19 protein-coding genes and 1 tRNA gene are annotated in these 23,051 nt (G+C 41.0%); 10 read left to right on the top strand and 10 right to left on the bottom strand.

Features of this window, described 5'->3' with window-relative positions; all coding sequences use genetic code 11:
* Nucleotides 1–69: 69 nt before the first annotated feature.
* The 3 genes from ACFSQ3_RS11900 to ACFSQ3_RS11890 all read left to right on the top strand — a co-directional run bounded on the left by ACFSQ3_RS11900 (nt 70) and on the right by ACFSQ3_RS11890 (nt 1,960).
* Nucleotides 70–1,326: a DEAD/DEAH box helicase gene (locus tag ACFSQ3_RS11900; RefSeq protein ID WP_380869773.1), complete on the top strand. Its 1,257-nt coding sequence runs from the start codon at nt 70–72 to the stop codon at nt 1,324–1,326.
* Nucleotides 1,327–1,426: 100 nt separating this feature from the next.
* A complete protein-coding gene (locus ACFSQ3_RS11895) occupies nt 1,427–1,696 on the top strand; it encodes a hypothetical protein (protein ID WP_380869772.1) in 270 nt (89 codons plus the stop codon).
* Nucleotides 1,697–1,723: 27 nt separating this feature from the next.
* A complete protein-coding gene (locus tag ACFSQ3_RS11890; protein WP_380869771.1) occupies nt 1,724–1,960 on the top strand; it encodes a hypothetical protein in 237 nt (78 codons plus the stop codon).
* 36 nt (nt 1,961–1,996) lie between these two features.
* Here ACFSQ3_RS11890 and ACFSQ3_RS11885 read toward each other — a convergent pair.
* From ACFSQ3_RS11885 to ACFSQ3_RS11860, 6 genes are all read right to left on the bottom strand, one after another.
* A tRNA-His gene (locus ACFSQ3_RS11885) sits at nt 1,997–2,070 on the bottom strand.
* A 204-nt stretch (nt 2,071–2,274) separates the two neighbouring features.
* Nucleotides 2,275–5,451, bottom strand: a complete 3,177-nt coding sequence (locus ACFSQ3_RS11880; protein ID WP_380869770.1) for an efflux RND transporter permease subunit — start codon at nt 5,449–5,451, stop codon at nt 2,275–2,277.
* A gap of 22 nt (nt 5,452–5,473) precedes the next feature.
* Nucleotides 5,474–6,532 carry an efflux RND transporter periplasmic adaptor subunit gene (locus ACFSQ3_RS11875; RefSeq protein WP_380869769.1) on the bottom strand — a complete coding sequence of 353 codons (1,059 nt, stop codon included), beginning with the start codon at nt 6,530–6,532 and terminating at the stop codon, nt 5,474–5,476.
* A 13-nt stretch (nt 6,533–6,545) separates the two neighbouring features.
* Nucleotides 6,546–7,940 carry a TolC family protein gene (locus ACFSQ3_RS11870; protein WP_380869768.1) on the bottom strand — a complete coding sequence of 465 codons (1,395 nt, stop codon included), beginning with the start codon at nt 7,938–7,940 and terminating at the stop codon, nt 6,546–6,548.
* Between the two features lie 5 nt (nt 7,941–7,945).
* On the bottom strand, nt 7,946–8,551 hold the full coding sequence (locus tag ACFSQ3_RS11865; protein ID WP_380869767.1) for a TetR/AcrR family transcriptional regulator: 606 nt from the start codon (nt 8,549–8,551) through the stop codon (nt 7,946–7,948).
* Nucleotides 8,552–8,717: 166 nt separating this feature from the next.
* On the bottom strand, nt 8,718–9,374 hold the full coding sequence (locus ACFSQ3_RS11860; RefSeq protein WP_380869766.1) for an NUDIX hydrolase: 657 nt from the start codon (nt 9,372–9,374) through the stop codon (nt 8,718–8,720).
* A 147-nt stretch (nt 9,375–9,521) separates the two neighbouring features.
* Between ACFSQ3_RS11860 and pfkA the strand changes: the two genes are divergently transcribed.
* From pfkA to ACFSQ3_RS11830, 6 genes are all read left to right on the top strand, one after another.
* On the top strand, nt 9,522–10,505 hold the full coding sequence (gene pfkA, locus ACFSQ3_RS11855; protein WP_380869765.1) for a 6-phosphofructokinase: 984 nt from the start codon (nt 9,522–9,524) through the stop codon (nt 10,503–10,505).
* Between the two features lie 31 nt (nt 10,506–10,536).
* Nucleotides 10,537–11,385 carry a hypothetical protein gene (locus ACFSQ3_RS11850; RefSeq protein WP_380869764.1) on the top strand — a complete coding sequence of 283 codons (849 nt, stop codon included), beginning with the start codon at nt 10,537–10,539 and terminating at the stop codon, nt 11,383–11,385.
* A 61-nt stretch (nt 11,386–11,446) separates the two neighbouring features.
* Nucleotides 11,447–12,442 (top strand): type I glyceraldehyde-3-phosphate dehydrogenase, encoded by a 996-nt coding sequence (gap, locus tag ACFSQ3_RS11845; protein WP_380869763.1) that lies wholly within the window; start codon nt 11,447–11,449, stop codon nt 12,440–12,442.
* Nucleotides 12,443–12,692: 250 nt separating this feature from the next.
* Nucleotides 12,693–13,427, top strand: a complete 735-nt coding sequence (locus ACFSQ3_RS11840) for an ImuA family protein (protein ID WP_380869762.1) — start codon at nt 12,693–12,695, stop codon at nt 13,425–13,427.
* Nucleotides 13,428–13,429: 2 nt separating this feature from the next.
* The gene (locus ACFSQ3_RS11835) at nt 13,430–14,938 is read left to right on the top strand and encodes a Y-family DNA polymerase (RefSeq protein ID WP_380869761.1); all 1,509 of its coding nucleotides are present in this window, start codon (nt 13,430–13,432) and stop codon (nt 14,936–14,938) included.
* A 6-nt stretch (nt 14,939–14,944) separates the two neighbouring features.
* A complete protein-coding gene (locus tag ACFSQ3_RS11830; RefSeq protein ID WP_380869760.1) occupies nt 14,945–18,085 on the top strand; it encodes an error-prone DNA polymerase in 3,141 nt (1,046 codons plus the stop codon).
* A 13-nt stretch (nt 18,086–18,098) separates the two neighbouring features.
* Here ACFSQ3_RS11830 and ACFSQ3_RS11825 read toward each other — a convergent pair whose 3' ends face one another.
* From ACFSQ3_RS11825 to ACFSQ3_RS11810, 4 genes are all read right to left on the bottom strand, one after another.
* Nucleotides 18,099–18,497 carry a DoxX family protein gene (locus ACFSQ3_RS11825; RefSeq protein WP_380869759.1) on the bottom strand — a complete coding sequence of 133 codons (399 nt, stop codon included), beginning with the start codon at nt 18,495–18,497 and terminating at the stop codon, nt 18,099–18,101.
* A 44-nt stretch (nt 18,498–18,541) separates the two neighbouring features.
* Nucleotides 18,542–19,783: a BamA/TamA family outer membrane protein gene (locus tag ACFSQ3_RS11820; RefSeq protein ID WP_380869758.1), complete on the bottom strand. Its 1,242-nt coding sequence runs from the start codon at nt 19,781–19,783 to the stop codon at nt 18,542–18,544.
* A gap of 737 nt (nt 19,784–20,520) precedes the next feature.
* On the bottom strand, nt 20,521–21,570 hold the full coding sequence (locus tag ACFSQ3_RS11815) for a baeRF3 domain-containing protein (protein WP_380869757.1): 1,050 nt from the start codon (nt 21,568–21,570) through the stop codon (nt 20,521–20,523).
* A 103-nt stretch (nt 21,571–21,673) separates the two neighbouring features.
* Entirely contained in the window at nt 21,674–22,132 is a 459-nt protein-coding gene (locus tag ACFSQ3_RS11810; RefSeq protein WP_380869756.1) for a hypothetical protein, read from the bottom strand.
* Between the two features lie 225 nt (nt 22,133–22,357).
* Here ACFSQ3_RS11810 and ACFSQ3_RS11805 point away from each other — a divergent pair, with 225 nt between their 5' ends.
* The gene (locus ACFSQ3_RS11805) at nt 22,358–22,918 is read left to right on the top strand and encodes a hypothetical protein (RefSeq protein ID WP_380869755.1); all 561 of its coding nucleotides are present in this window, start codon (nt 22,358–22,360) and stop codon (nt 22,916–22,918) included.
* Nucleotides 22,919–23,051: the final 133 nt, after the last annotated feature.

The raw sequence follows: 23,051 nt of genomic DNA, 5'->3' as shown, positions 1-23,051 counted from the left end.
TTTGTCGTTAAATGCGGTTAAAAATTAGTACATTACAGCGTTTTTAATATTTATACCAAACACAACATCTTGAAATTTACTGAATTCGGTTTTGTTCCGACCTTAGAAGAAGGGTTAGAAAGCATGGGCTTCGAAAACGCAACGCCCATTCAAGAACAGACCATGCCCATCATATTGAAACACAAGGATCTGATTGCTTGCGCGCAAACCGGTACGGGTAAAACGGCTGCCTATTTGCTACCTATTCTGAATAAAATTTGTGAAGATCCAAAAGATCGGGTGGATACTATTATTTTAGTTCCCACGCGCGAATTGGCTTTGCAAATCGATCAGCAAATTATGGGCTTGGGCTATTTTACGGGAGCAACTTCCATTTCTGTATATGGTGGTGGTGATGGTGCCGGCTATGAACAGCAGAAACGCGCGATTCGCGAAGGGGTTCATATAATCGTAGCAACGCCAGGACGATTGATTAGTCATATGTCTTCTGGAAAATTCGACTTCTCCCAGTTAAAGCATTTGGTGTTGGACGAAGCGGATACCATGCTAGATATGGGCTTCCACGACGATATTATGCGTATCATCAGCTACCTGCCGACTAAAAGACAAAGCTTGTTGTTTTCGGCCACCATGCCTACGAAGATTCGTGCTTTGGCAAAAAAGATTTTACACGATCCGCAAGAAATTAATATCGCTATTTCAAAACCTTCCGCCGGAATAGATCAGCATGCGTATATGACCTACGACGATCAGAAAGGTCAGTTAATTCGACATATTCTTTCTAATGAAGAATACGCGAGCGTGATTGTCTTCGCATCTAAAAAAGATATTGTAAAAACTTTGGCGCGTGACCTAGCGAAGAGCGGGATTCCAGCCGAAGGGTTTCATTCGGATCTGGAACAAGCACAGCGCGAAGCCATCATGAATAAGTTCCGTTCGAAACGCTTGCGTGTATTGATTGGTACGGATGTGATCAGTCGAGGAATTGATATCGTCGGTATTAGTTTGGTAGTTAACTATGATGTACCACCTGATCCAGAGGATTACGTACACCGCGTTGGTCGAACCGCGCGCGCAGCTACAACAGGTACGGCTATCACATTCATCAACGAGAAAGATCAATCCAAGTTTGCGCGTATTGAGAAGTTGATTGAGTACGAAATTAAGAAATTGCCTTTGCCAGAGGGAATGGGAGAAGGTCCGAAATATAATCCACATACAGGAGCCCCGAAGAAACGCAATAACAATAAGAAAAAAAAGCCCTTTAGGCCTAAAGGAAATAAGCCTACTACCGACAATCACAACGATACCAATCGAGCGTCATGATACGTAGTTGTGTTGTGTACAACTATTCTCAAACATCCCGATTCAAACAAATTGTTGATTCGGGATGTTTTTGTTTTGGAGCCTTATTAAATCAAACGCAATGGTTACAAAACAAGATATTTTACGCAAAATTGAACAGTATCATGCGGACTTTGTACGCGAAAATCCGAAACTTGAAAGCCATACTGTAGATGAAATCTTCGATCTTTATTTCTACGAGGAAAGTGACGATTTACCTGCCGTAGGTTTTAATCCTCAGTCGGGAGAACATTTAAGGATTGGTGAAAAATTGTACTATCATCCTGATTACAGTCATTTGGTGCCGGAATTATTGCGAGAGGATTTGCGTAACGCTAAATTAGATGATTGATTTACATCATTAACAGTATAAACGATTATGAATTTCAATAGAAAATTTACACATGTAGTAGGGGAGGAAGAAGTAGCATTTGACGTTACTTACAACCCCGAAACGCATTTCTTTACGGTTTACGAATCTGGCTTGTCGATGCCTTACTTGCTAAAGTTCGATATGTCGACACGAACTTGGAGCACAGCTGAAGGACCTGAACCCAAAATCTCTGCCGATGATTTGGCTGTTCTTGTACAGCAACATTTTGGACGGTCGGTGTAAAATAAAAAAAAGCGAAGATTTCTCTTCGCTTTTTTGGGTAAATGATGGGGCTCGAACCCACGACCCTCGGTACCACAAACCGATGCTCTAACCAACTGAGCTACATCTACCGTGTTTTGATGATACAAAAGTAGTATATTTCTGTAATTGTAGCAAGCATTCTGTCCAAAAATATTGCTTTAAATATTAACGTGATGATTGCGAGCTTATTAATTTTTCGCAAGGATTCTTTATGATATAAAAAAGCCCCGTCAAACGCATGACGGGGCTGGTATTAAAAGGGTTTTTATTGTTTAATTGTAATTAATCAATGATTAGGTGTGTTTCACATCCAACTCATCAACGTAGTCGTCACGAAGCTCAAAATCTTCTACCATTAAGTTTTCGTAATCTGCTTTTTCACCTTTACCGAAACGGCGTTGTAAGCCATCGAAGATGGAGTAAACAACGGGAACGATGACCAACGTCAAGAACAATGAAGATAATAGACCACCGATAATGACAATCGCCAAACCACGGTTGGTATCTGCACCATCACCTGTTGCTATAGCAATAGGAATCATACCGAACACCATCGCGATTGTCGTCATCAAAATCGGACGTAGACGAGCGTGGTTGGCTGCAACCAACGCATCGTGTGTATTTGCGCCGGCATCCTTCTTGTGGTTCGCAAAATCTACTAATAGAATCGCGTTTTTCGCTACCAAACCGATCAACATGATGATACCCAAAATGGTAAAGATGTTCAATGATTGATTCGTTAACGCTAATGCCAACAATGCTCCGATGAAAGACAGCGGAATGGAGAACAATACGATGAATGGCGTAGCGAATGAATCATACAATGCCACCATTACTAAGTAAACCAAGAGGATAGAAGCAATCAGAGCAACACCTAATGTACCAAAACCTTCAGATTGATTTTCCATGTTACCACCCCATACGTATTGAACACCTGCTGCGCGATCCATTTGTGAAAATTTCTCTTCCCAATCTGCAGCTACAGCACCACCGGAACGACCGATTACTTGGCCTTCTACTGATACAGCAGGTGATTTGTCCCGACGTTCCAGTAAAGAAGGACCCGAACTGTATCTCACATTAGCAAATTGTTCCAACTTAATGGTTTCGCCATTATTGTTGATGAACTCCAAATTACGTACGTTTCCGATATCATATCGACCTTTATCGTCGAACTGAATATTGATTTCGTACTCGTTGTCACCCGCGCGGAACTTATTATCCGTATTACCCGCGAATGCCGTTTGCATGCTCATACCGATCGTAGAAATATTCAAACCTAGGGAGGTCATTTTTTCACGATCTACTTCGACGTTGATTTCCGGATTACCTGTTTCGGAAGTTAATTTTACACTCACCGCACCAGGTACCTCACGTAAAGCATCTGCCGCACGTTCTGCAAATTCAAGTGCATCCTCCATGCTAGAACCAATGACGGTCAGCTTTAACGGAGCTTGCTCGGCGCCTATTAAACCAATGGCCACCATTTTTATTTTTGGTCCTACCAAAAGGTTTTCTAGTTCGCGTTTCAATTGTGCGGAATAAACGCGTGAGTTCAGCTTGGTTTTATATTCATCTTTGATGAACACTTGAATCTCTGACTTGTAACGAGAACCTCCGGTTGACATCACCCCATCGCTCGCTTGACCTACAGAAGTAATCATCCGGTCAATTTCCGGTTTGTCGGCCATGTACGCTTCTGCACGTTGCGCGAATTGGTTAGAAACTTGCAACGACGCATCTTTCTCCAATTCTAATTGCACCAAGAATTCTCCACGATCACTACTTGGGAAAAAGTCGGATCCGATGAAACCCATTGGTAACAATGCGATCGAAGCAAAGAACAATACTAATGCAATAAATAGCGTAGCTAATTTGGTTGCTCTATTCTTGATCGACCATTTCAATAGATCAGAAATCCAGTGTGTGAAGCTTGTTAATCCCGCTTCAAAACCATGTATGATTTTTCCGAAGAACGACGTTTTGCTTGTGTGTTCTAGTTTTCCGAAACGAGAATATAACCATGGAACAACTGTAAATGATACTAAGAAGGACAGGGAAGTAGATATGATTACCGTAACACAGAACTGTTTCAGAATGTCGGCTACCAAGCCAGAAGAAAGCGCAATCGGTAAAAATACGACAATAATTACTAACGTAATTGCTGATACGGTAAATCCAATTTCACTTGCTCCATCATACGCAGCACGAACTTTGTTTTTACCCATTTCCATGTGGCGGTGAATATTTTCTAAAACCACAATCGCATCATCCACCAAAATACCTACAACCAGTGATAACGCTAAAAGTGACATCAAGTTCAGCGTGTAACCCATAAGAAGCAACCCAATAAAAGTAGCAATAAGGGATAAAGGAATGGCTACCATGGTAATTGCCGCGTTGCGCAAACTGTGTAAGAAGAATAACATGATGAAACCAACCAAAACAATCGCTATCACCAAGTCATGCACCACGTTGTCGGCAGCGCTAAGCGTAAATTCAGAGGAATCGCTTGCTAAAAGAATGTTGATGTTATTTTCCGCGTAGTCTGTCTGCACCTCTGCAATGGTGTTTTTCACCAATTCAGATACTTCCACCGCATTCGCATCCGATTGCTTGAACACCTGCAATAAAATGGTGTTCTGACGATCCAAACGTGCGATTTTTTCTACCTCAGCAATACCGTCCTGTACGTCTGCAATATCGCGTAAGTAGATAATAGAACCTGCGGATGTCGTAATTGGCAAATTACGTAGTTCGTCAATGGTCGTTACTTTACCTGCTAAACGAATGGTGGTACGTTTCTCGTCCGTACTTACACTACCTGTCGGGAAATCTAAGTTGGAAGATGCAATAGTTTGTTGTACTTGAGATAGAGGCAAACGGTAACCTTGCAATTTGTCGGGATCGATACGTACCTGAATCTGACGTTGCTCGCCACCGACCATGTCTACTTTAGCTACACCGTTGATACGTGCAAATACTGGTTGAATTTTTTGATCCAACAAATCGTATAAATCTTTTTCCGATAAGTTCGACGTTACCGCCAAACTCATAATTGCTACGTCGTCCAAAGAGAATTTGTTCAACGATGGCGGATCTACGTCGTCCGGTAAATCATTCAACACCGCGTTGATTCTACGCTGTGCATCTGTCAGCAAGAAGTTGACATCAGCTCCGGTGTTCAAAGTAATCATCACGATGGATACGTTTTCCATTGAGGTTGCCTCAATCTTTTTGATACTTTCCAGCGATGATACTGCATCCTCAATCACGCGAGTTACGGTATTTTCTACTTCAGTAGGTGATGCTCCCGGGTAAACCGTTTGCACCGTAATTACGTTGGTTTCGAATTTTGGAATCAACTCATATCCCAATTGGGAATACGAGAATAGACCGCCCAGCGTCAGGATAATGAACAGCACTATAATAATGCTGGGCCGCTTTATAGAAATTTCACTAATTTTCATGCTTAATATGTTGAGAGCTAGCTTACTTAATAATTTCGATTTCTGTTCCGTTCATCAAGTTGATTTGACCTGATGTAACGACGATATCGCCTGACTGAAGGCCGGAAAGTACTTCGATGAAGTTACCGAAGCTACGCCCTGAAACAACTTTAGTTTCTACGGCTTTACCGTCACGTGCAACGAATACTCGGTTGTCGCTTACTGAACCAACAAAGGCTGTACGAGGAATAATTAATAGATCTGCTTTGTTATTCACACCGAATTTAGCCGTACCGTACATGCCGGCTTTCAATGATTGTTTGCTGTTGTTTTGTACTTCGATTTCTACTGGAAAGTTCAAGCTTCCATCAGCTACAGGAGCAATGAAAGTGATTTTACCGGTATACGTATCTTCCGGATAAACGCTGGCGGCTACTTCGACCTGTTGACCAACGCTTAACGTCGCTACGTTCTTCTCATCTACATTTACGCGAAGTTTTAAGGAGCTTACGTTGACGATGTCGAAAGCTGGCGTACCTGGGCTTACATACGTTCCCGGCTCAATTTTACGAGCGTTTACAATTCCGGCAACGGACGTTTTGATCGTTACATCACCTGCATTCAAGCGCGCTGTGCGCATATTGTTTTGAGCCGTTTCATATTGCGATCTCATTTGATCCAATTGTTGCTCCGTTACACCGCCAGATTTAAAAGCGCTTTCATAACGATCTAAATCGCGTTTTGCTTGCGTAACATTTACTTCTGCATTGGCTACGTTCACATTCGTACGATCTGATTCCACCACAGCTAATGTCTGTCCTGCTCTCACTTGGCTACCCTCATCCACAGATACACGAACAACACGACCTTGCGCCTCCGCAGATACAGTTACCATTTGTTTAGGTTCGAAAGTACCGTTAGCCATGTAAGCCAAATCCACTACTTTATTGCTTGCCGTATCGGTACGGACGGTCACTTTTGGATTTGTAGCTGCAGCTTGTTCCGTTTCTGAATCGTTTTTCGCCTTGTTTTTCTGTAATAAATAGACGATACCGGCAAGGGCAGCACCTATAAGTAGTATTGTAATAATTGTACGTTTCATTGTATAAGTTATGTTATTCGTTGATAAGTGATTTTAATTCTCCTTTAGCCTTTATTAACTGGATTTCCGATACTTTATAATCAAGTAAGGAAGTAGTGTAGTTATTTTGCGCATCGGCAAATGCTTTCTCGGCATCCAATAACTCCGTTAGTGTAGCCAAACCGTTTTTGTAGTTGTTTTCTGTATCAGTCAATACCTCTTTCGCTAGCGCCACGTTATCCTCATTCGATTGGATTACTAATAGCGTATTTTTCATTTGAGATTTGGCATTTTCATTCGCCATATCTAAAGCTAATTTGGTTTCGATACGATCGTATTTTAATGCTTGAATATCAACATCTGCTTGGCGTACTTTACTTCTTGTCGCAAATCCGTTGAAAATAGGGATCTTGATGTTTAGACCAATCGCGGAGAAGTCTGCCCAACGTGAAGCGGATGGTTTAGTGATGAAGAAATCATTGGAGAAACCCATCAAACCATAATTTGCTGTCATCGAAATGGTCGGATAGTATTCGGCAACAATCGCTTTTCTATTTAGCGTTAACAATTCAGCTTGTTTGTCCATCAAACGGATTTCCGTTCTGTTTTCCGTGTTACCGTCATCGTAAACTTTTGCTAAATCCACCTCAAATGTTTCTTCTGGAAGAACGATGGAGTTAGAGATGTTCATACCCATAGCGAACTTCAAAGCATTCATCTTTAATTCCAGACCATTGCGGGTTTGCTGTTTTTGGGATTCTAAATTGGTTACCGCTACGCGAATACGATCTAAGTCAATTTTCTTTTGCAAACCTGATTCATATAATCCACGAATAATCTCCATGCTTTTGCGTGTGTTATCGAGATTTGTTTGTACGGTTTTCAGCGATTGTTGGGTTTGGAAAACATCGTAATAGGCGTTTGCAATCTTTTCAATTAATTGCTCTTCAGTAAGCGTATTATTAATTTGATAAAATTCACGGGAGGTCTTCGCTGCTTTTAACCCGGTAAATAGTGCCTGATTGAAAATTTGCTGATCCAACGATAGCACGTTTTGGGAAATCCAGGGCGTCCCGAATGCCACCAATACCAATTGACCTTCTTCGCCTTCAGCCGCTGGTGGCGCTTCGGCTTCACCACCTGTGCCGGGAAGTCCGCCCCCTAAAGCACCAATGTCAATCGCATTTTTCTGAATGATAGCATTGTAGGTAAAACCTCCGCTAATGTTAATTTGAGGAAGTGCGCCAGAACGTGTTTCGTCAATCTTGTTTTCTGCGTTAGCAATATCCAGTCTTGACTTTTGTGCGTCTACCTTGTTCTCCAAAGCATAGCGGATGGCCTGTTGCAGGGTCAGTTTCTCCTGGGCGAATAAGGAAGGTGAGGCGAGTAAGCCCGACACCATGATTGCGATCAGTTTTATACGTTTCATTATTGTTATTTACTTATTAATTTTCCTTCTAAAATAAATCGAGCAGCGCGTTTTTGGCTAGCCAATGTGTTGTCGGTGCTATCCAAATTTGGGATTCCCGTAATGATATCGGAGATCTTGTGGAACATGGACAAGCCCTTTATAATCTCGTGGAATGCTAAACAGGCGTTATCAATATCTTCCAACTTTAACTCATTGTTGTCAATTGCACGTTGGAATAATAGCTTCAAATTTCCTCTGTTTCGTTCGTCAAATTCCAGTACCATACATTGCATGCTTATTTCTTTGATAATTTCTACCTTCTCATAAAGTGAAAGCATGTAATAATCTTTGGCGTAGGCGGTATGCAATTCGAACAAAGAGAATAAGGTGCCCAAAAGACCGCCTTCATATGTTTCAATAATATTCAATTCCTTTTCCGACATTTCTTGAGCTACCGATTTTACGCAGTCGCGCAAAAGACTCGATTTGTCTGGATAGTAATAGTATAGATTGGCTTTAGTGATGCGTAAATCATCGGCAATCTCGTTCATAGAAGTTTTCTGAAACCCGAAATGCGAGAAGCGTTTAAGGGCCGATTCTATGATCTGTTCTCTTTTGGTTTCTGACATCTTTTATATTTTATACTTTTTGACTTTTGTTAAAAATTGTTCAAAAGTATGAAAAGAGTTATTACCATGTATGGAAAAAATGAAAAAAGACATTTTGCAGACAAAATATCTTATCAAGAAATGTTGTGTTAACAACAAATTAATAATGGGGTGGGTGGAAGGAATTTTATCCGATAACTTTTAAGAATTTTCGGCGATCTAATTTATAGAGCTTTGCCGCGCGGTAAGAAACGCCTTTCTGATATTCCTCCAAAGGTTTTAGATAACCTAATGAGTTAATTTTCTTACGAAAATTTCTTTTGTCTAATGCTTTTCCGAGAATAGCTTCTTGGAGTTGTTGTAATTGCGTCAAAGTAAACTTTTCCGGCAATAGCTCATATAGCGAGGTGGAATAGGAGATGGTTTCGCGGAGTCGTTCTAAACTCTTATTAACAATATCTAGGTGATCGAAAGCCAAGTCCGGTAGTTCATCAATGGCAAACCATTTGGCTTGCTTCATGTAGCTAGATACAGGTTTAATTTTATTTTTGATGTTGTCGTATTGTACTAAAGCCAAGTACGCTACAGTCAAAATTCGCCCTTCCGGATGTCGTTTTACACCGGCGAACGCGGCCAACTGATCCATGTAGATATTCTTCAAGCCCGTCATTTCATGACAAATACGAGAAACTGCGTCTTCCATTTCTTCGTACTTATCAACAAAGTAACCGGGTATAGACCACCAATCTTTATACGGATATTCGTTGCGTTCGGTGAGGAGCACTTGCAACTTTCCGTTATCAAAACTTAATATGACACAATCGATGGTAAACTGAGAATGCACTAACCTCCCTTTAATTTCTATACAAACTGGTTAAAACAAAGTAACAATTATCTGCAAAATATCGTTAAAACGCAAAGATTCTGAAAAAAAATTTAATAGTGTAATAAATACACATTATATTCGTATAATATCTGAAGAGTAAACTTAATGACAAGCATCAAAAGAATAGGCGTACTTACATCCGGAGGAGATGCTCCGGGTATGAATGCAGCAATCCGTGCTGTAGTGCGTACTGCCTTATATCATGAAATACAAGTAACAGGGATTTACAGAGGTTATGAAGGCTTAATTGAAAACGATATGTTCGATATGGACAGTCGCTCTGTAAGTTCAATCATTACGCAGGGAGGTACCATCCTGAAATCGGCACGTTGTCCAGAATTTCGTACAAAAGAAGGACGTGCTACCGCTTACGAAAATTTGAAAAACGCTGAAATCGATGCACTGGTTACGATCGGTGGAGATGGTACATTTACTGGCGCGGAGAAATTCTCGGAAGAATACGATATTCCGGTCATGTGTATTCCTGGGACGATCGATAATGATTTGTTCGGCACGGATTATACGATCGGTTATGATACGGCGAACAATACGGTGATTGAGGCTATCGATAAAATTCGAGATACTGCCGCTTCGCACAGTCGTTTGTTTTTCGTAGAAGTGATGGGGCGCGATTCGGGTTGTATTGCTTTAAATGCAGGTGTTGCCGCGGGTGCTGAAGCGATTTTGATGCCCGAAAAAGACACAGCCATCGATGAATTGATCCAGTTACTGGAAGATGGTATGGATCTAAATAAATCTTCCATGATCGTGATTGTAGCCGAAGGCGAAAAGAATGGAGGTGCATATAACGTAGCAAAACGCGTTAAAGAAAAGTTCGATTTTTTTGATACAAAAGTTAGTATCTTAGGGCACTTGCAACGCGGTGGCTCGCCAAGCAGTTTTGATCGTATTTTAGCTACTAGAATGGGCTATCATGCAGTGAAGGAATTGTTGAATGGGAATTCAAAATCGACTATCGGTTTCAAAGGGAATAAAATTGTAACCACGCCACTGCATGTAGCTTTGCATAGTGACGTGTTTAAGTTGGATGAAGAACTTTTGGAGATTTCTAAAGTAATGTCCATTTAATTGTAAGAATAAGCCAGCGATAAGAAAAGATATGATTGTAGTAGTATACAGCGGTTCCAGATACGCAGATTGGCGATTAGCCGAGAAGGGTAGGGTACTGTATGGTTTTAAAACTACCGGAATCAATCCCTATGTGATGGATGAGCGTGCGATTTATCAAATATTTAATCGTAACACACACCTAATAAACAACGCGGAAAAAATCCGTAGAATCTATTTCTTCGGTGCCGGAGCTTCCTCAGAAGATCGGCAAGAGAAAGTGCATCGCGTTTTCCAAGAATTTTTCAAAAACGCGAAGGTAAAGGTGCATCACGATATTTTAGCTTCTGCTATTGCTACATTCGGAAATGAAAAAGGCATTGTAGGCATCATTGGTAGTGGATCGAATGCTGCGTATTATAACGGTAAAAAGATTGTGCCTAACAATTATGGTTTGGGCTATATCATGGCTGACGAAGGCTCTTCGAATTGGTTAGCGCGTCAGTTGCTTCGTGATTTGTTGAGCGATTTAATGCCGCAAGGTTTTCGCGAGAAATTCTTGCAAAGCCATCCGGTTGATCGTAAGATTATCATGGAAAAAATCTACAATCAACCTAATCCCAACATCTTTCTGAATTCGTTCTCCGATTTTATTTTGGAAAACAAAGAGGATCCTTATATGTCTGGGATTATAAAGCGTGGATTGGAAAAATATATAAAAACATACGTGCTTCCACTTTCCGAAGCTTATCCAGACTCCGTAGTTAATTTTACAGGATCAGTAGCGAGTAAATATGCTCCGTGGTTGATAGAGTTGGCCGAAGAATATCACATGCCGATCGGTACAATTATTCACGAACCGGTGCAGAATTTAATTAAGTATTATACAAGTAAAAATTAGTTTTATATAGGATGTGGTCAAACGCATGCTGTGTATGCATTAAATAATAAATTATATACATATGAAAATTGGAATTAACGGATTTGGTCGTATTGGCCGATTAGCTTTCAGAGCAGCGGTAAAACGTGAAGATATCGAAGTTGTTGGAATCAACGATTTGGTAGAGCCAGATTACATGGCTTACATGTTGAAATACGATTCAACTCACGGCAAATTTGATGGTACAGTTGAAGTGAAAGATGGTAACTTGGTGGTAAACGGAAAAACAATCCGCGTAACTGCTGAGCGCGATCCAGCTAACTTGAAGTGGAACGAAGTAGGTGCTGAAATCATCATCGAATCTACAGGTTTGTTCTTAACGCAAGAATCTGCACAGAAGCACATCGATGCTGGTGCGAAAAAAGTAGTAATGTCTGCACCAGCGAAAGATGATACCCCAACTTTTGTAATGGGTGTAAACCACAAATCTTTAACAGCAGAGCACACGATCGTTTCTAACGCATCTTGTACTACAAACTGTTTAGCTCCAGTAGCAAAAGTATTGAACGATAAATTCGGTATCGCAGAAGGTTTGATGACTACAGTTCACGCGGTTACTGCAACACAAAAAACAGTAGATAGCCCTTCAGCGAAAGACTGGAGAGGTGGACGTGGTGCTTACCAAAACATCATCCCTTCATCTACAGGTGCTGCTAAAGCAGTAGGTTTAGTGCTTCCAGAATTGAAAGGTAAATTGACTGGTATGTCTTTCCGTGTTCCTACGGCTGACGTTTCTGTAGTGGATTTAACCGTTCGTTTGGAAAAAGGTGCTTCTTACGAAGATGTTAAAGCAGCAATGAAAGAAGCTTCTGAAGGTGAATTGAAAGGTATTTTGGGTTACACAGAGGATGAAGTAGTTTCTACAGACTTCTTAGGTGATGCTCGTACTTCTATCTTCGATGCTAAAGCTGGTATCTCTTTGAATGATAACTTCGTGAAAGTTGTTTCTTGGTACGATAATGAGTGGGGTTACTCCAACAAAATCATCGACCTAGCTCAAGAGATCGGTAAATTGTAATTTCCATCCCTTTCGGGATTTATAGAAAGCAGCGATAAGCAATTATCGCTGCTTTTTTTGTGTTGCAGACTTACCAATTATACCAATCTATCCTATGCATTTATACAACTGATTGATCAACCTTTGGATTATATTTTCCTAATCTAAAAGCCTCAACATGTGGAAAAGTAAAGCTAATTTATTTAGTAAATTATTAAAAAGCTAAAATAATTAGTATTAAATTTGTTCTTGTATTAGAATAAAATCATCGATGATGATACAGGATAAATCAGCTTTAGTTAAACAATTGCAACGCGATATATTGGGTTGGCAAGGTGTTTCGACGCCTTATCAGTCCAAAAGTACGTTGGGATTAGGTGTTATAGAGCAGGTTTTTCCACACGGTACTTTTCCATTGGGATGTGTGCATGAGTTTTTAGGTTTTCACTCGGAAGATCGAGCGGCATCTTCTGGATTTATTGCTGGAATCTTGTCAAAACTGATGGAAAAGGATGGGGTGTGTTTTTGGATTAGCACATCACCCATTATTTATCCGCCAGCGATGTCTAGCTTCGGAATATCGCCCGATCGCTTGGTTTTTGTACGGATGAGTACAGAGAGAGAAGTGCTGTGGGCGGTCGAAGAAGCGTTGAAGTGTAAAGGGTTGGCAGCGGTAGTCGGGGAGGTGAGCCAGTTGAGTTTTGTAGAATCGCGCAGGTTGCAATTGGCAGTGGAAGAAAGCCGCGTAACGGGTTTTATACTGCGCCGTTCTGAAAAGAATATGCATGCTACAGCTTGCGTAGCGCGTTGGCAGATACGTTCTTTACCGAGCGCAGCTGTTGATGAACTACCTGGAATTGGCTTTCCATGTTGGGAAGTTTCGCTATTGAAAGTGCGGAATGGTAAAACGGGCAAGTGGAAGGTAAGTTGGTTGGTGGAGGATGGTTTTACGTTAGAAAAACCTATGACATGGCGCACTTTGGAGGCGCCGCGTAAAATAGGTTAACTATGGCTACGCGCAGATGCTTATCGATATGGTTTCCCTACTTGTTGACGGATTGGTTAACCGCAAAGCAACCAACTCGTCGGGATATGCCATTTGTGGTGGTGGCCGCGGTGCACGGTCGACAAGTTATTCAAGCTGCGAATCCTTTGGCAGTTCAGCTTGGAGTGCATCCAGAAATGGTTTTGGCAGATGCGAAAGCATTTGTGCCTGCATTAGAAGCGGTAGAAGAAAAGCCGCAATGGAAAGAAAAGCTTTTGAAATCCATCGCTGTTTGGAGTATTCGCTTTGCGCCCGTGGTAGCCGTAGATAAAACGGATACGGGTTTGCTATTGGATGTATCAGGTTGTGCACATTTATGGGGAGGCGAAGAAGCCTATCTTAGCTATATCCAACAGTCATTTCAGCAAAAAGGCTATCATATAAAGTTGGGATTAGCCGATACGTATGGCGCTGCTTGGGCGGTGGCTCGATTTGCTTCTGCATTACCTATCATTCCGGTCGGAAAGCATGTGGATGCATTGCAAGCTATGTCTGCTTCTGCTTTGCGCTTGTCGCAACCGATCTTAGATCGCTTGTATAAATTGGGCTTACGAACGATCGGACAATTCGCTTTTATGCAACGTTCGGTATTGCGTCGAAGATTTGGCGAGGAGCTTTTGCTCCGTTTAGCACAAACTTTTGGTCAAGAGGAAGAGTGGATTGATCCCGTTGTGGCACCTATTCCTTACGAAGAGCGATTGGCTTGTTTAGAACCCGTAAACACAGTTCCCGGCATTGAAATCGCTATTACTAAGCTTTTAGAATCACTTTGTATGCGATTGGATAATGAAGGTAAAGGTTTGCGCAGGGCGTTATTGAAAGCGTATCGTGTTGATGGTAAAGTAGAGCAAATCGGCGTGCAAACCAGCCGTCCATCCGCAAACGTCGCACATCTCTTCAAACTATTTGCTTTAAAAATATCGGACATAGAACCTGCGCTAGGAATTGAGCTTTTTGTGCTTTCGGCTTTCCGAATCGAAGATTTATCTGCGGCGCAAGAAGCACTATGGAGTCAGCGCACCGGATTAACTGATCCTGGGGTGGCCGAATTGATTGATCGACTTAAAAATAAAAGCGAACGATGTGAAGTTTCACGTTTCTTGCCGGACACACATTACTGGCCGGAGCGCGCTATACGATTGTCGGATTCTCTTGTAGAACGTTCCGGTTTGACTTGGACAACGAATCGCCCACGTCCAGCGCGATTGCTGCCTCAAGCCATTCCTATTGCTGTAACTGCTCCAATTCCCGACTATCCACCCATGCTGTTTACGTATTTGGGTGTAGTACATAAAATTTGTAAATCGGACGGGCCCGAGCGTATAGAGCGCGAATGGTGGATGGAAGAAGGTGATCATCGGGATTATTACCAAGTAGAAGACCAGCAGGGAAGTCGGTATTGGATATATAGATCAGGACATTATAATGGAGATAAGCCTGCAAAATGGTTTTTGCATGGATTCTTCGCGTAGCAGTTTATGGGATATGTAGAATTGCAAATAACGACCAACTTCACGTTTTTACGTGGCGCTTCACATCCAGAAGAATACTTCGCGGAAGCAGAAAAACTAGGATATCAAGCCTTGGCTATTACGGATCGAAATACCTTAGCTGGCGTAGTTCGTGCGCATGTTGCTGCCAAAAAATATGGCATCCGATTGATTTTGGGTTGCCGATTGGATTTGTTGGATGGTCCTAGCTTGCTGGTTTATCCAAAAGATTTAACTGCTTACGGTCGGCTATCCACTTTACTCACTATTGGAAATGGACGTGCCGAAAAAGGTTCTTGCCATTTGTATAAGTCCGATTTGTACGAATATGCAGCAGGATTATGCTGTGTTGTTTTGCCACCAGATAGTTTAACATCCTCTTTTGAGTTAGAAAGTAACTATATGAAGGCGGTGGAAGAGTATGCGGATAGGTTGGGTGATCAACTGTATTTAGGGATGCATAAGTTGTATCGTGGAGACGATGGGAAGCTGCTGTTTAGATTAAATGAGTTGGCGGAGCGTTACCAAATTCCTTTAGTGGCTTTGGGTGATGTGCACGCGCATATTTCAGAACGGCGTGAGCTACAAGATGTGTTGACGTGTATTCGCGAGAAATGTACGATTCATAACGCAGGATTTCTTTTGCACGGCAATGGCGAGCGCTATCTAAAATCGGTGGAAGAAATGGAACGATTATTTCGTGCATATCCCGATGCGCTGGCTCGTACGCAAGAAATAGGCAAAATGTGTTTATTCTCCTTGGATGAATTGAAATATGTCTATCCTGAAGAACTAACTGCAGATGGGCGCACACCTCAGGAAGAATTGGTACGCTTAACGTGGGAAGGAGCGAACCGCGCTTTTATTGATGGTATTCCTGAAAATGTGGAAGAAACCATTCAAATGGAACTGGATTTTATTGAGAAGAAGAATTATGCTTCCTATTTTCTAACCGTGCACGATTATGTGCGCTTCGCGCGTGAACGAGGAATTCTTTGTCAGGGAAGGGGTTCTGCGGCCAATTCTACCGTGTGCTTTTGTCTGGGTATTACCTCTGTTAATCCAAGTAAATTCCGTTTGCTTTTTGCTCGATTTATGTCCGAAGCGCGCGATGAACCGCCTGATATTGATGTGGATTTTGAGCATGAACGTCGTGAAGAGGTGATTCAATACATTTACGAAAAATATGGTCGCGATCGTGCAGCGATTGTGGCAACTGTTACGCAAGTGCGTGCCAAAGGAGCATTGCGCGATGTTGGCAAGGTAATGGGCTTGTCGCAAGATGCGGTAGCGAAGCTTTCTAGTTCGATCAGCGGCTATTGGCAACAAGAGGTAGATGAAGCTGAACTTGCACTGCAGGGATTTGATTTGTCCGATCCGCATTTGCGGAAAGTTTTGGCGCTCACTGCGGAGTATATTGGTTTTCCTCGCCAGCTCGGGCAACATACTGGAGGTTTTGTCATCACGGATGGACCATTGCATCAATTGTGTCCGATTATAAATGCACGTATGGATCAGCGTACTAATCTGGAATGGAATAAAGATGATCTAGAAGCTTTGGGTTTTTTGAAGGTGGATGTTTTGGCATTGGGCATGCTGACCTGTATGCGGAAAGCGTTCGATTTGGTGAAACAGCATTACGGAACAGAATTTACTTTGTCAACAGTTCCAGAGGATGATGCCAACGTATACGATATGATCTGTAAAGCAGATACATTAGGTGTATTTCAGATCGAAAGCCGTGCTCAAATGTCGATGCTGCCAAGGTTAAAACCGCGAAAGTTTTATGATTTGGTCATTGAGGTAGCTATTGTTCGTCCCGGACCAATTCAGGGCGATATGGTGCATCCTTATTTAAGGCGCAGAAATGCAGAGGAGCTTGTGAGTTATCCGTCCGATGAAATAAAAGAAATACTTAAGAAAACGTTGGGTGTTCCTTTGTTTCAAGAACAGGCGATGGAAATTGCTATTGTGGCAGCGGGATTTACACCAGCGGAAGCGGATGCTTTGCGAAGAAGTATGGCAACATTCAAAGCGAAAGGTGAGGTTAGTCAATTTCATCGCAAAATGGTGGATGGCATGTTGGCGAAAGGTTATAAAGAAGAATTTGCACAGCGTGTTTTCAAACAATTGGAAGGTTTCGGAAGTTATGGGTTCCCGGAAAGTCATGCGGCATCGTTTGCTTTGTTGGTTTATATATCATCTTATATTAAGTGTTATTATCCCGATGTTTTTGCAGCAGCATTGCTAAATAGTCAACCTATGGGTTTTTATCAACCTGCACAGATTATTATTGATGCGCGTAAACATGATGTGGTTATTTTGCCTGTGGATATCAATCATTCTTTTTGGGACAATACATTGGAAAAATTGGATGGGAGATACCATGCATTGAGATTAGGGTTTCGGCAGATAAAGGGTTTGCAAGAAGAAGATATGAATCGCTTGGTTGCTTGTCGAGAAACACGGTATAGCTCAATTATCGATTTAGCAAACGAGGGATTTACTGTTACTGTGTTAGAATTCTTAGCCAATGCGGATGCTTTTCAATCGATAGGTATGGATCGTCGTCGAGCATTGTGGGAAATTGCCGCTTTGGGTGATCGGCCAGTTGCTTTATTTGAAGGATTGTCTTCAGAAACGATATTGGAAGGGCAAACCGTATTGCCCTTGCTTTCACAAAGTGAGCATGTTGTACAAGATTACGCAACAATGGGATTGTCGGTGCGCCAACATCCAGTTTCATTTTTACGCAATCAGCTCTGGTTGCTGCGGGTTACGCCTGCTGATGGTCTTCGAGGACTTACGAATGGATTGCCTGTCCGGGTTTGCGGTTTGGTAACCGTTCGTCAGCGCCCTGGCACAGCGAAAGGCGTGTTGTTTGTTACTATTGAAGATGAAACCGGATTTTCGAATTTGGTGGTGTGGAGTAAAGTGTTTGAGCGCGATAAACGTGCGGTGTTGAGAAGTCGACTGCTGATGGTCGATGGGCATGTGCAAATCGAAGGCGATGTGGTTCATGTGGTAGCAAAAAAATGCGTAGATGTGAGCAAGATGTTAGTTAATTTATCAGGCGAACAGCAGAAAGAAGTAAAGCAAATTTTTCATAAAGGGCGAAATTTTCATTAAATCGTAATAGATATTATGTCGGGGTGTCAAAAGACGATTTACTTCTTCCCCATAGCACAAAAACGCAAAGTAATAGTGAAACTAAACCTCCTGCTGCTGACTGTATTTCGCCGTTATTTAATAGTAATCCATTGGAGAATAGACTGTAAACAATTAACGTGGCCGCGGAAAAAGGTACTATCTTTCTCCCGCGCCTCAAAAGTTCAGGTATTATAATACCCAAACCTAGTAGCATTTCTAAAATGCCTAAAGCGATTGTCCATTTGGAAAACCGAGCAAGCCACGGCCATAACACTAAAAGATCTGAAATGGGTTGTGTTAATTTTAGTATGCTTGCAAATAGAAGTGATGCTGCCAAACTAGATTGTGCAACCCAAAGAGCGATATTGATTGTACGTTCTCTTCTAGTCATAAAGATCCTTTCGTACGATCAACAAGGCTAATGCCGTAAAGGTTTTAAAAAACCTCGCCCAGAGACAAGTGCACACCTCGATGATGTCGACTGATGCCGTAATCGATTGCGATGTTTGTTCCCGAATTCTTATTGAACTTTATGCGTGCTCCAGCTCCGGATCCTATATTCCAGCTTTTAAAAAACCTACTTCCCGGTCCATCTACTGTTGTTGCGTTAGCGAAAACAACAAAACCGAATAAGCCGTTGTCCGTAATGTTGCGTCTGTATTCTGCTTCGGCATAATAAAGCGTTTTTCCTCGAAATCTTCCCAACGGAAATCCTCGTCCCGACGTATTGTAAGTATCGCCCGCCAATGAAGGGAGGTCTAAGTATGGAGCATGCGTATTGAAAACCGTCCATAAAAAATGGCGGATGGCCAGCATGTTTTGTTTGTTAGTATCGCGTGTAAATCGATGATACCGCCTTGCCTCTACGAATAAAGAACTCCAGTTCTGGTCGCTACCCATAAACTTAGGATTCATCCTCAATCGGATGTTAGCGTAGTTTCCCGCCCACGGGTTGATGGAATTTGCTCTTGTATCGTAAATCAAATTGGCGCTCAGCCCAGAGGAAATGGAATAATCCTGATCATCCGTCCCATAAGGATAGCCTGTGTACTCGCTTAATGCTATATGCTCCCGGCTACGAATGTTCATCCAATAGTCAAGGTTATATCCTCCACCTAAAAATAGACCGTCTTTAATGCGTTTCATGGCATGTTGATAAACACGTAAGTAGGTGTAATCCATCATCAAATGATCGTCGTGGTGGTGCTCTCTACCTAGTCCCCATGTTTCAATCGGATATTTTAACAGTCTAATATCACCGTCTATAACCCATTTATTCTCTCTAAACCAAATATAGGAACGAATGGGTAATCCAAAACGACGCCCGAAATTAGTATACGGAGTGAATGTCATTCTAGACATATAGGTGTTCGATCGGTCGCCCAAATAGAAGCCCGCTGTAGTGGTTGTAATTAAAGCTTGTCCGCCCCCCGGCACATTAGTAGAAAAAGGTAAAAAAGAAAAGTAAACTTTCTGTCCTGTACTATCTACACCACTAGGTTGTTTGATTTTTAATAGCTTTTTTCCAATATCGATCAGGTCTCGTTGTGTTGCAGTATCTGCTATATGTTTCGATATCTCCACTTCGTGCACAGGGTGTTGTGCATATGTTGCTTTACAACAGCAAAATATGGATAAAAACCGCATAAGTGGTTTGATAAATCGAGGAATACGCATAAGATATATCGTAATCTATTAACAAACAATTGGCCAAAATAGATTGAAGCTGAAGATAAAATATCTGGGTCATATTTTTACTAAATTTTCGAGTAAAAAAGAAAGGTTTTCAAACGGGGAGGATGAAAACCTTTGCTAACCAATTATAAACCTAAATTTTTGTTATGATGATGATCAAATGTAGATGTTTTTTTTATAAAAACAAAAAATAAAAATAAAATTCGTTTATTATTTGTGGTAATTTCTAATCTTTTTGATGATATAATGGTTATTGTTGAGGTTTTAGTAGGTTTTTCTTCTTGGTAATCATTTTATTTAGATTTTTCGTGTTAAAAAATTACTTAATTCGTGTTAATTTATTATTAATGCAGGTTGTTTTACTGGTTTTTAGTCGGTTTTTCCGATTTTTTTATCTTAACACCTTGATTAAATTCATTTTTCTGGCTTTATTTCATTAAAAATGTCCTGTATGACTTCGGGTGTAAAAAGAGAATATGCTGTAGCTTTAGGTTTTTAGGAAACAAAAAAAAGGTTTTCAAACGGGGAGAATGAAAACCTTTACTAACCAATTATAAACCTAAATTATGATGACACAAATATAGTGTGCTTTTTACACTATCTGAAACATTTTGTTTAAAATATGTTATTTTGTCTAAAAATGATAATCTATTGGCTTATGATCATAAAAAACCCAGCGTAGCCTAAGTGGAAGCTGGGTTTTTCCTTATAATTATTGCTTAATACCGATTAATAGTGAACAACCCTTCAGATGTTGGCATGTCGGTTTCTTCCATAACCATCACTTTGCCTCCATAATTAAATACCGTTCTTACCAATTCATTAACTACATCTGTACTTAATTCCTCCGACTCATCCAGAGTTCTCTTTTCCGTATCAATTTGTCCTTTGATTGACTTTCCATTTTCAATGCAAAGCACATCAACTTTACCATCTAAACTATCGCGAATAATATCACTTAGCTCGGTGCTACTTAAGTTTTCCTGTAAAGCAGATTGTTGTCTTGCTAATAACTCGTCTTTACGATCTTGAAATTTTTCTTCCAATAGTTCTTGGACTTTGAGCAACAATTCATCGCGATTGAGTGCATGTGGGTTAATGTGAATTGCCTTTTCATTCAGGTTGGCATTTTTGCTGATACGTGTGAAGTCTGCATGATGCTCTGGCAACGAAGCTAAAAGCAGCGGCGTCTTCGCTGGAATATTGAAATGTTCTGACAACAATTTATCGATCTTTCGAAAATAGCGGTCCATATCAATATCTTCTTCTTGACTTTTTTCCATATAGCCGTGTAATCCCGCACCTTCTACAACGGAGGCATGGAAATGATTATCCGTAAGATCCTCGCCCAAAGCGTCCTTCATGTTCGCTGGGAGTTTTCCAGTCGTATCTACTTCTTGGATTTGGTGTTTATCGCCTTTAAAGAGTTTCACGCTATCTAAACTAAGAGCTAATAGGTAATAAGGTTGATTATCTTGATATATTTGAAACAATGGTTTTATACAAAACGAATTGGCAACACACGAAACTTCCTTAACTTCTGCAGGTAAACGAATGATCTTCGTGTCGTCCGCCGAAATAAAGATGGCCAGCCCATGTGTCCCCATATCCCAAAAGCTTTTGTCCGAAGCTAGGTTTTCTAATGGTTTCAAAAGTTGTTCGTGTTTTTCCAGTTTTTGCTCTTGTATGAAATGGAGTGTTCGCTTGTATAGGTTTTTAAAAGAAATGGAATCCGATGCGTTCGCTGGATGTACTTTATGCGTTGTCATATACAATGATATACAAGGTTTATTCTGAACACTTGCCAATTCTTTGATTAATTCAAGGTCGATTGTCTGCATAATAATACGTGTTTAAGGGTTATAAATTGAATTACATATCTGTTTGATAAGTTATCAGTTTATCAAAAGATGCTTTTATTGATTCTTCTTGGCTTGATACAAGTGAATGTATTTGCTCATCGATTATTTCGTTGCAATGCTTGATTTCATCGTAACGCTGGATCAAATCTTCCTCAACCGCAATACAAGAGGCAATAATGGTGCTTTTTGTAGACTCTGATTTTTGGCCAGCGCGTTTAGCGGCTTGGTTTGAATTTTCGTCACCAGCATTTGCAGTTGTTTCATTATCTCCTTCGCGCACTACCAATGGCGTAAGTTGTGCCTTGAACTGCTGCGATTGCTGAATACGGTTTTCTAAATCAGCTATTATGAGTTTGTCGACATCTTTATCCAAATATCGGATAGCATCCGACAGGAGAGAAATCCGATTTCGGTTCCCTTCAATAAGTGATTGGAGTAGCTCTACGCATTCTTGATTACTGTATTGCATACGAATAGGTGTTTAATGTATATGAAAAACGGTTGTGCTACAAAGATGTTTATAGGGATTTCATAACGGGTATTTTCACGGGTGTGAATTACCTCAACAGATTTACTATAATAAATCTGTTTCCCATTTCTTGAAGCCGAAAAATACCTAGCCATTTTAGTGAATTATACTCGGTTTTGAAAAATGCAAAACTTGTTAATACATAATATGTTTTGCAGGTAGAAAATGAAAAATGTAGCTTACATATTGATGTTGATTGCTTTGCTCGGTAGCGAATCTTGCGACGGTACGAAGCGGGAAAGTGAAAACGAGATTTTTGTAATCAACGAATTGTTTATGCTACGAACTGAGGGCATGATACTTTGTCAAATAGCAGAAGCAGCAGATTCAGATCGACAAATTTTGAACGCTTGCGATCGTTTTCATGCTTACTATGCCGCAACCCAGCCGGAATTTCTTAGCCTCTGCGATGGACGTTCTATCGCATTGGACGAATCGGATTTTGATACTATTTGGGAAAACGTAGAAAGAGGTGTTAAAAAGAATGCGGTATTCTCTAAATCTGATTTCATTACTTTGACAACCGACAATATCTTACGATCGATTGCATTGCACGAAATTATTTTGGAGCGGATGGAATGGGAAGATGTTTCATATTATGCGTTTAAATCTTTGCCCGAGCTTTATAACCAACAACAGCTATTAAGTGATTTGCGGCGTTCGGAGCACGAAAACAGTCCAGAGGCTAGAGTTGCGGAGGTCCATAATAGTGCAATCGCCTTGTAATTCAACCAAAAAATTGATTCTAAGACGATGCGTATTTATACGTATTGTTTGAGCGAGATCACGCATTTATTGGTAAATATCCAAACCAAAATGGCTTTAACAAGTTCTTACTAAAGATTCCATTGACAAGTTC

Origin of the sequence: Sphingobacterium corticis, from assembly GCF_042684745.1 — a bacterium.
GTDB lineage: Bacteria > Bacteroidota > Bacteroidia > Sphingobacteriales > Sphingobacteriaceae > Sphingobacterium > Sphingobacterium corticis.
Note: the sequence above shows the minus strand (reverse complement) of the source record. Positions and strands in the feature narration are given on the sequence as shown.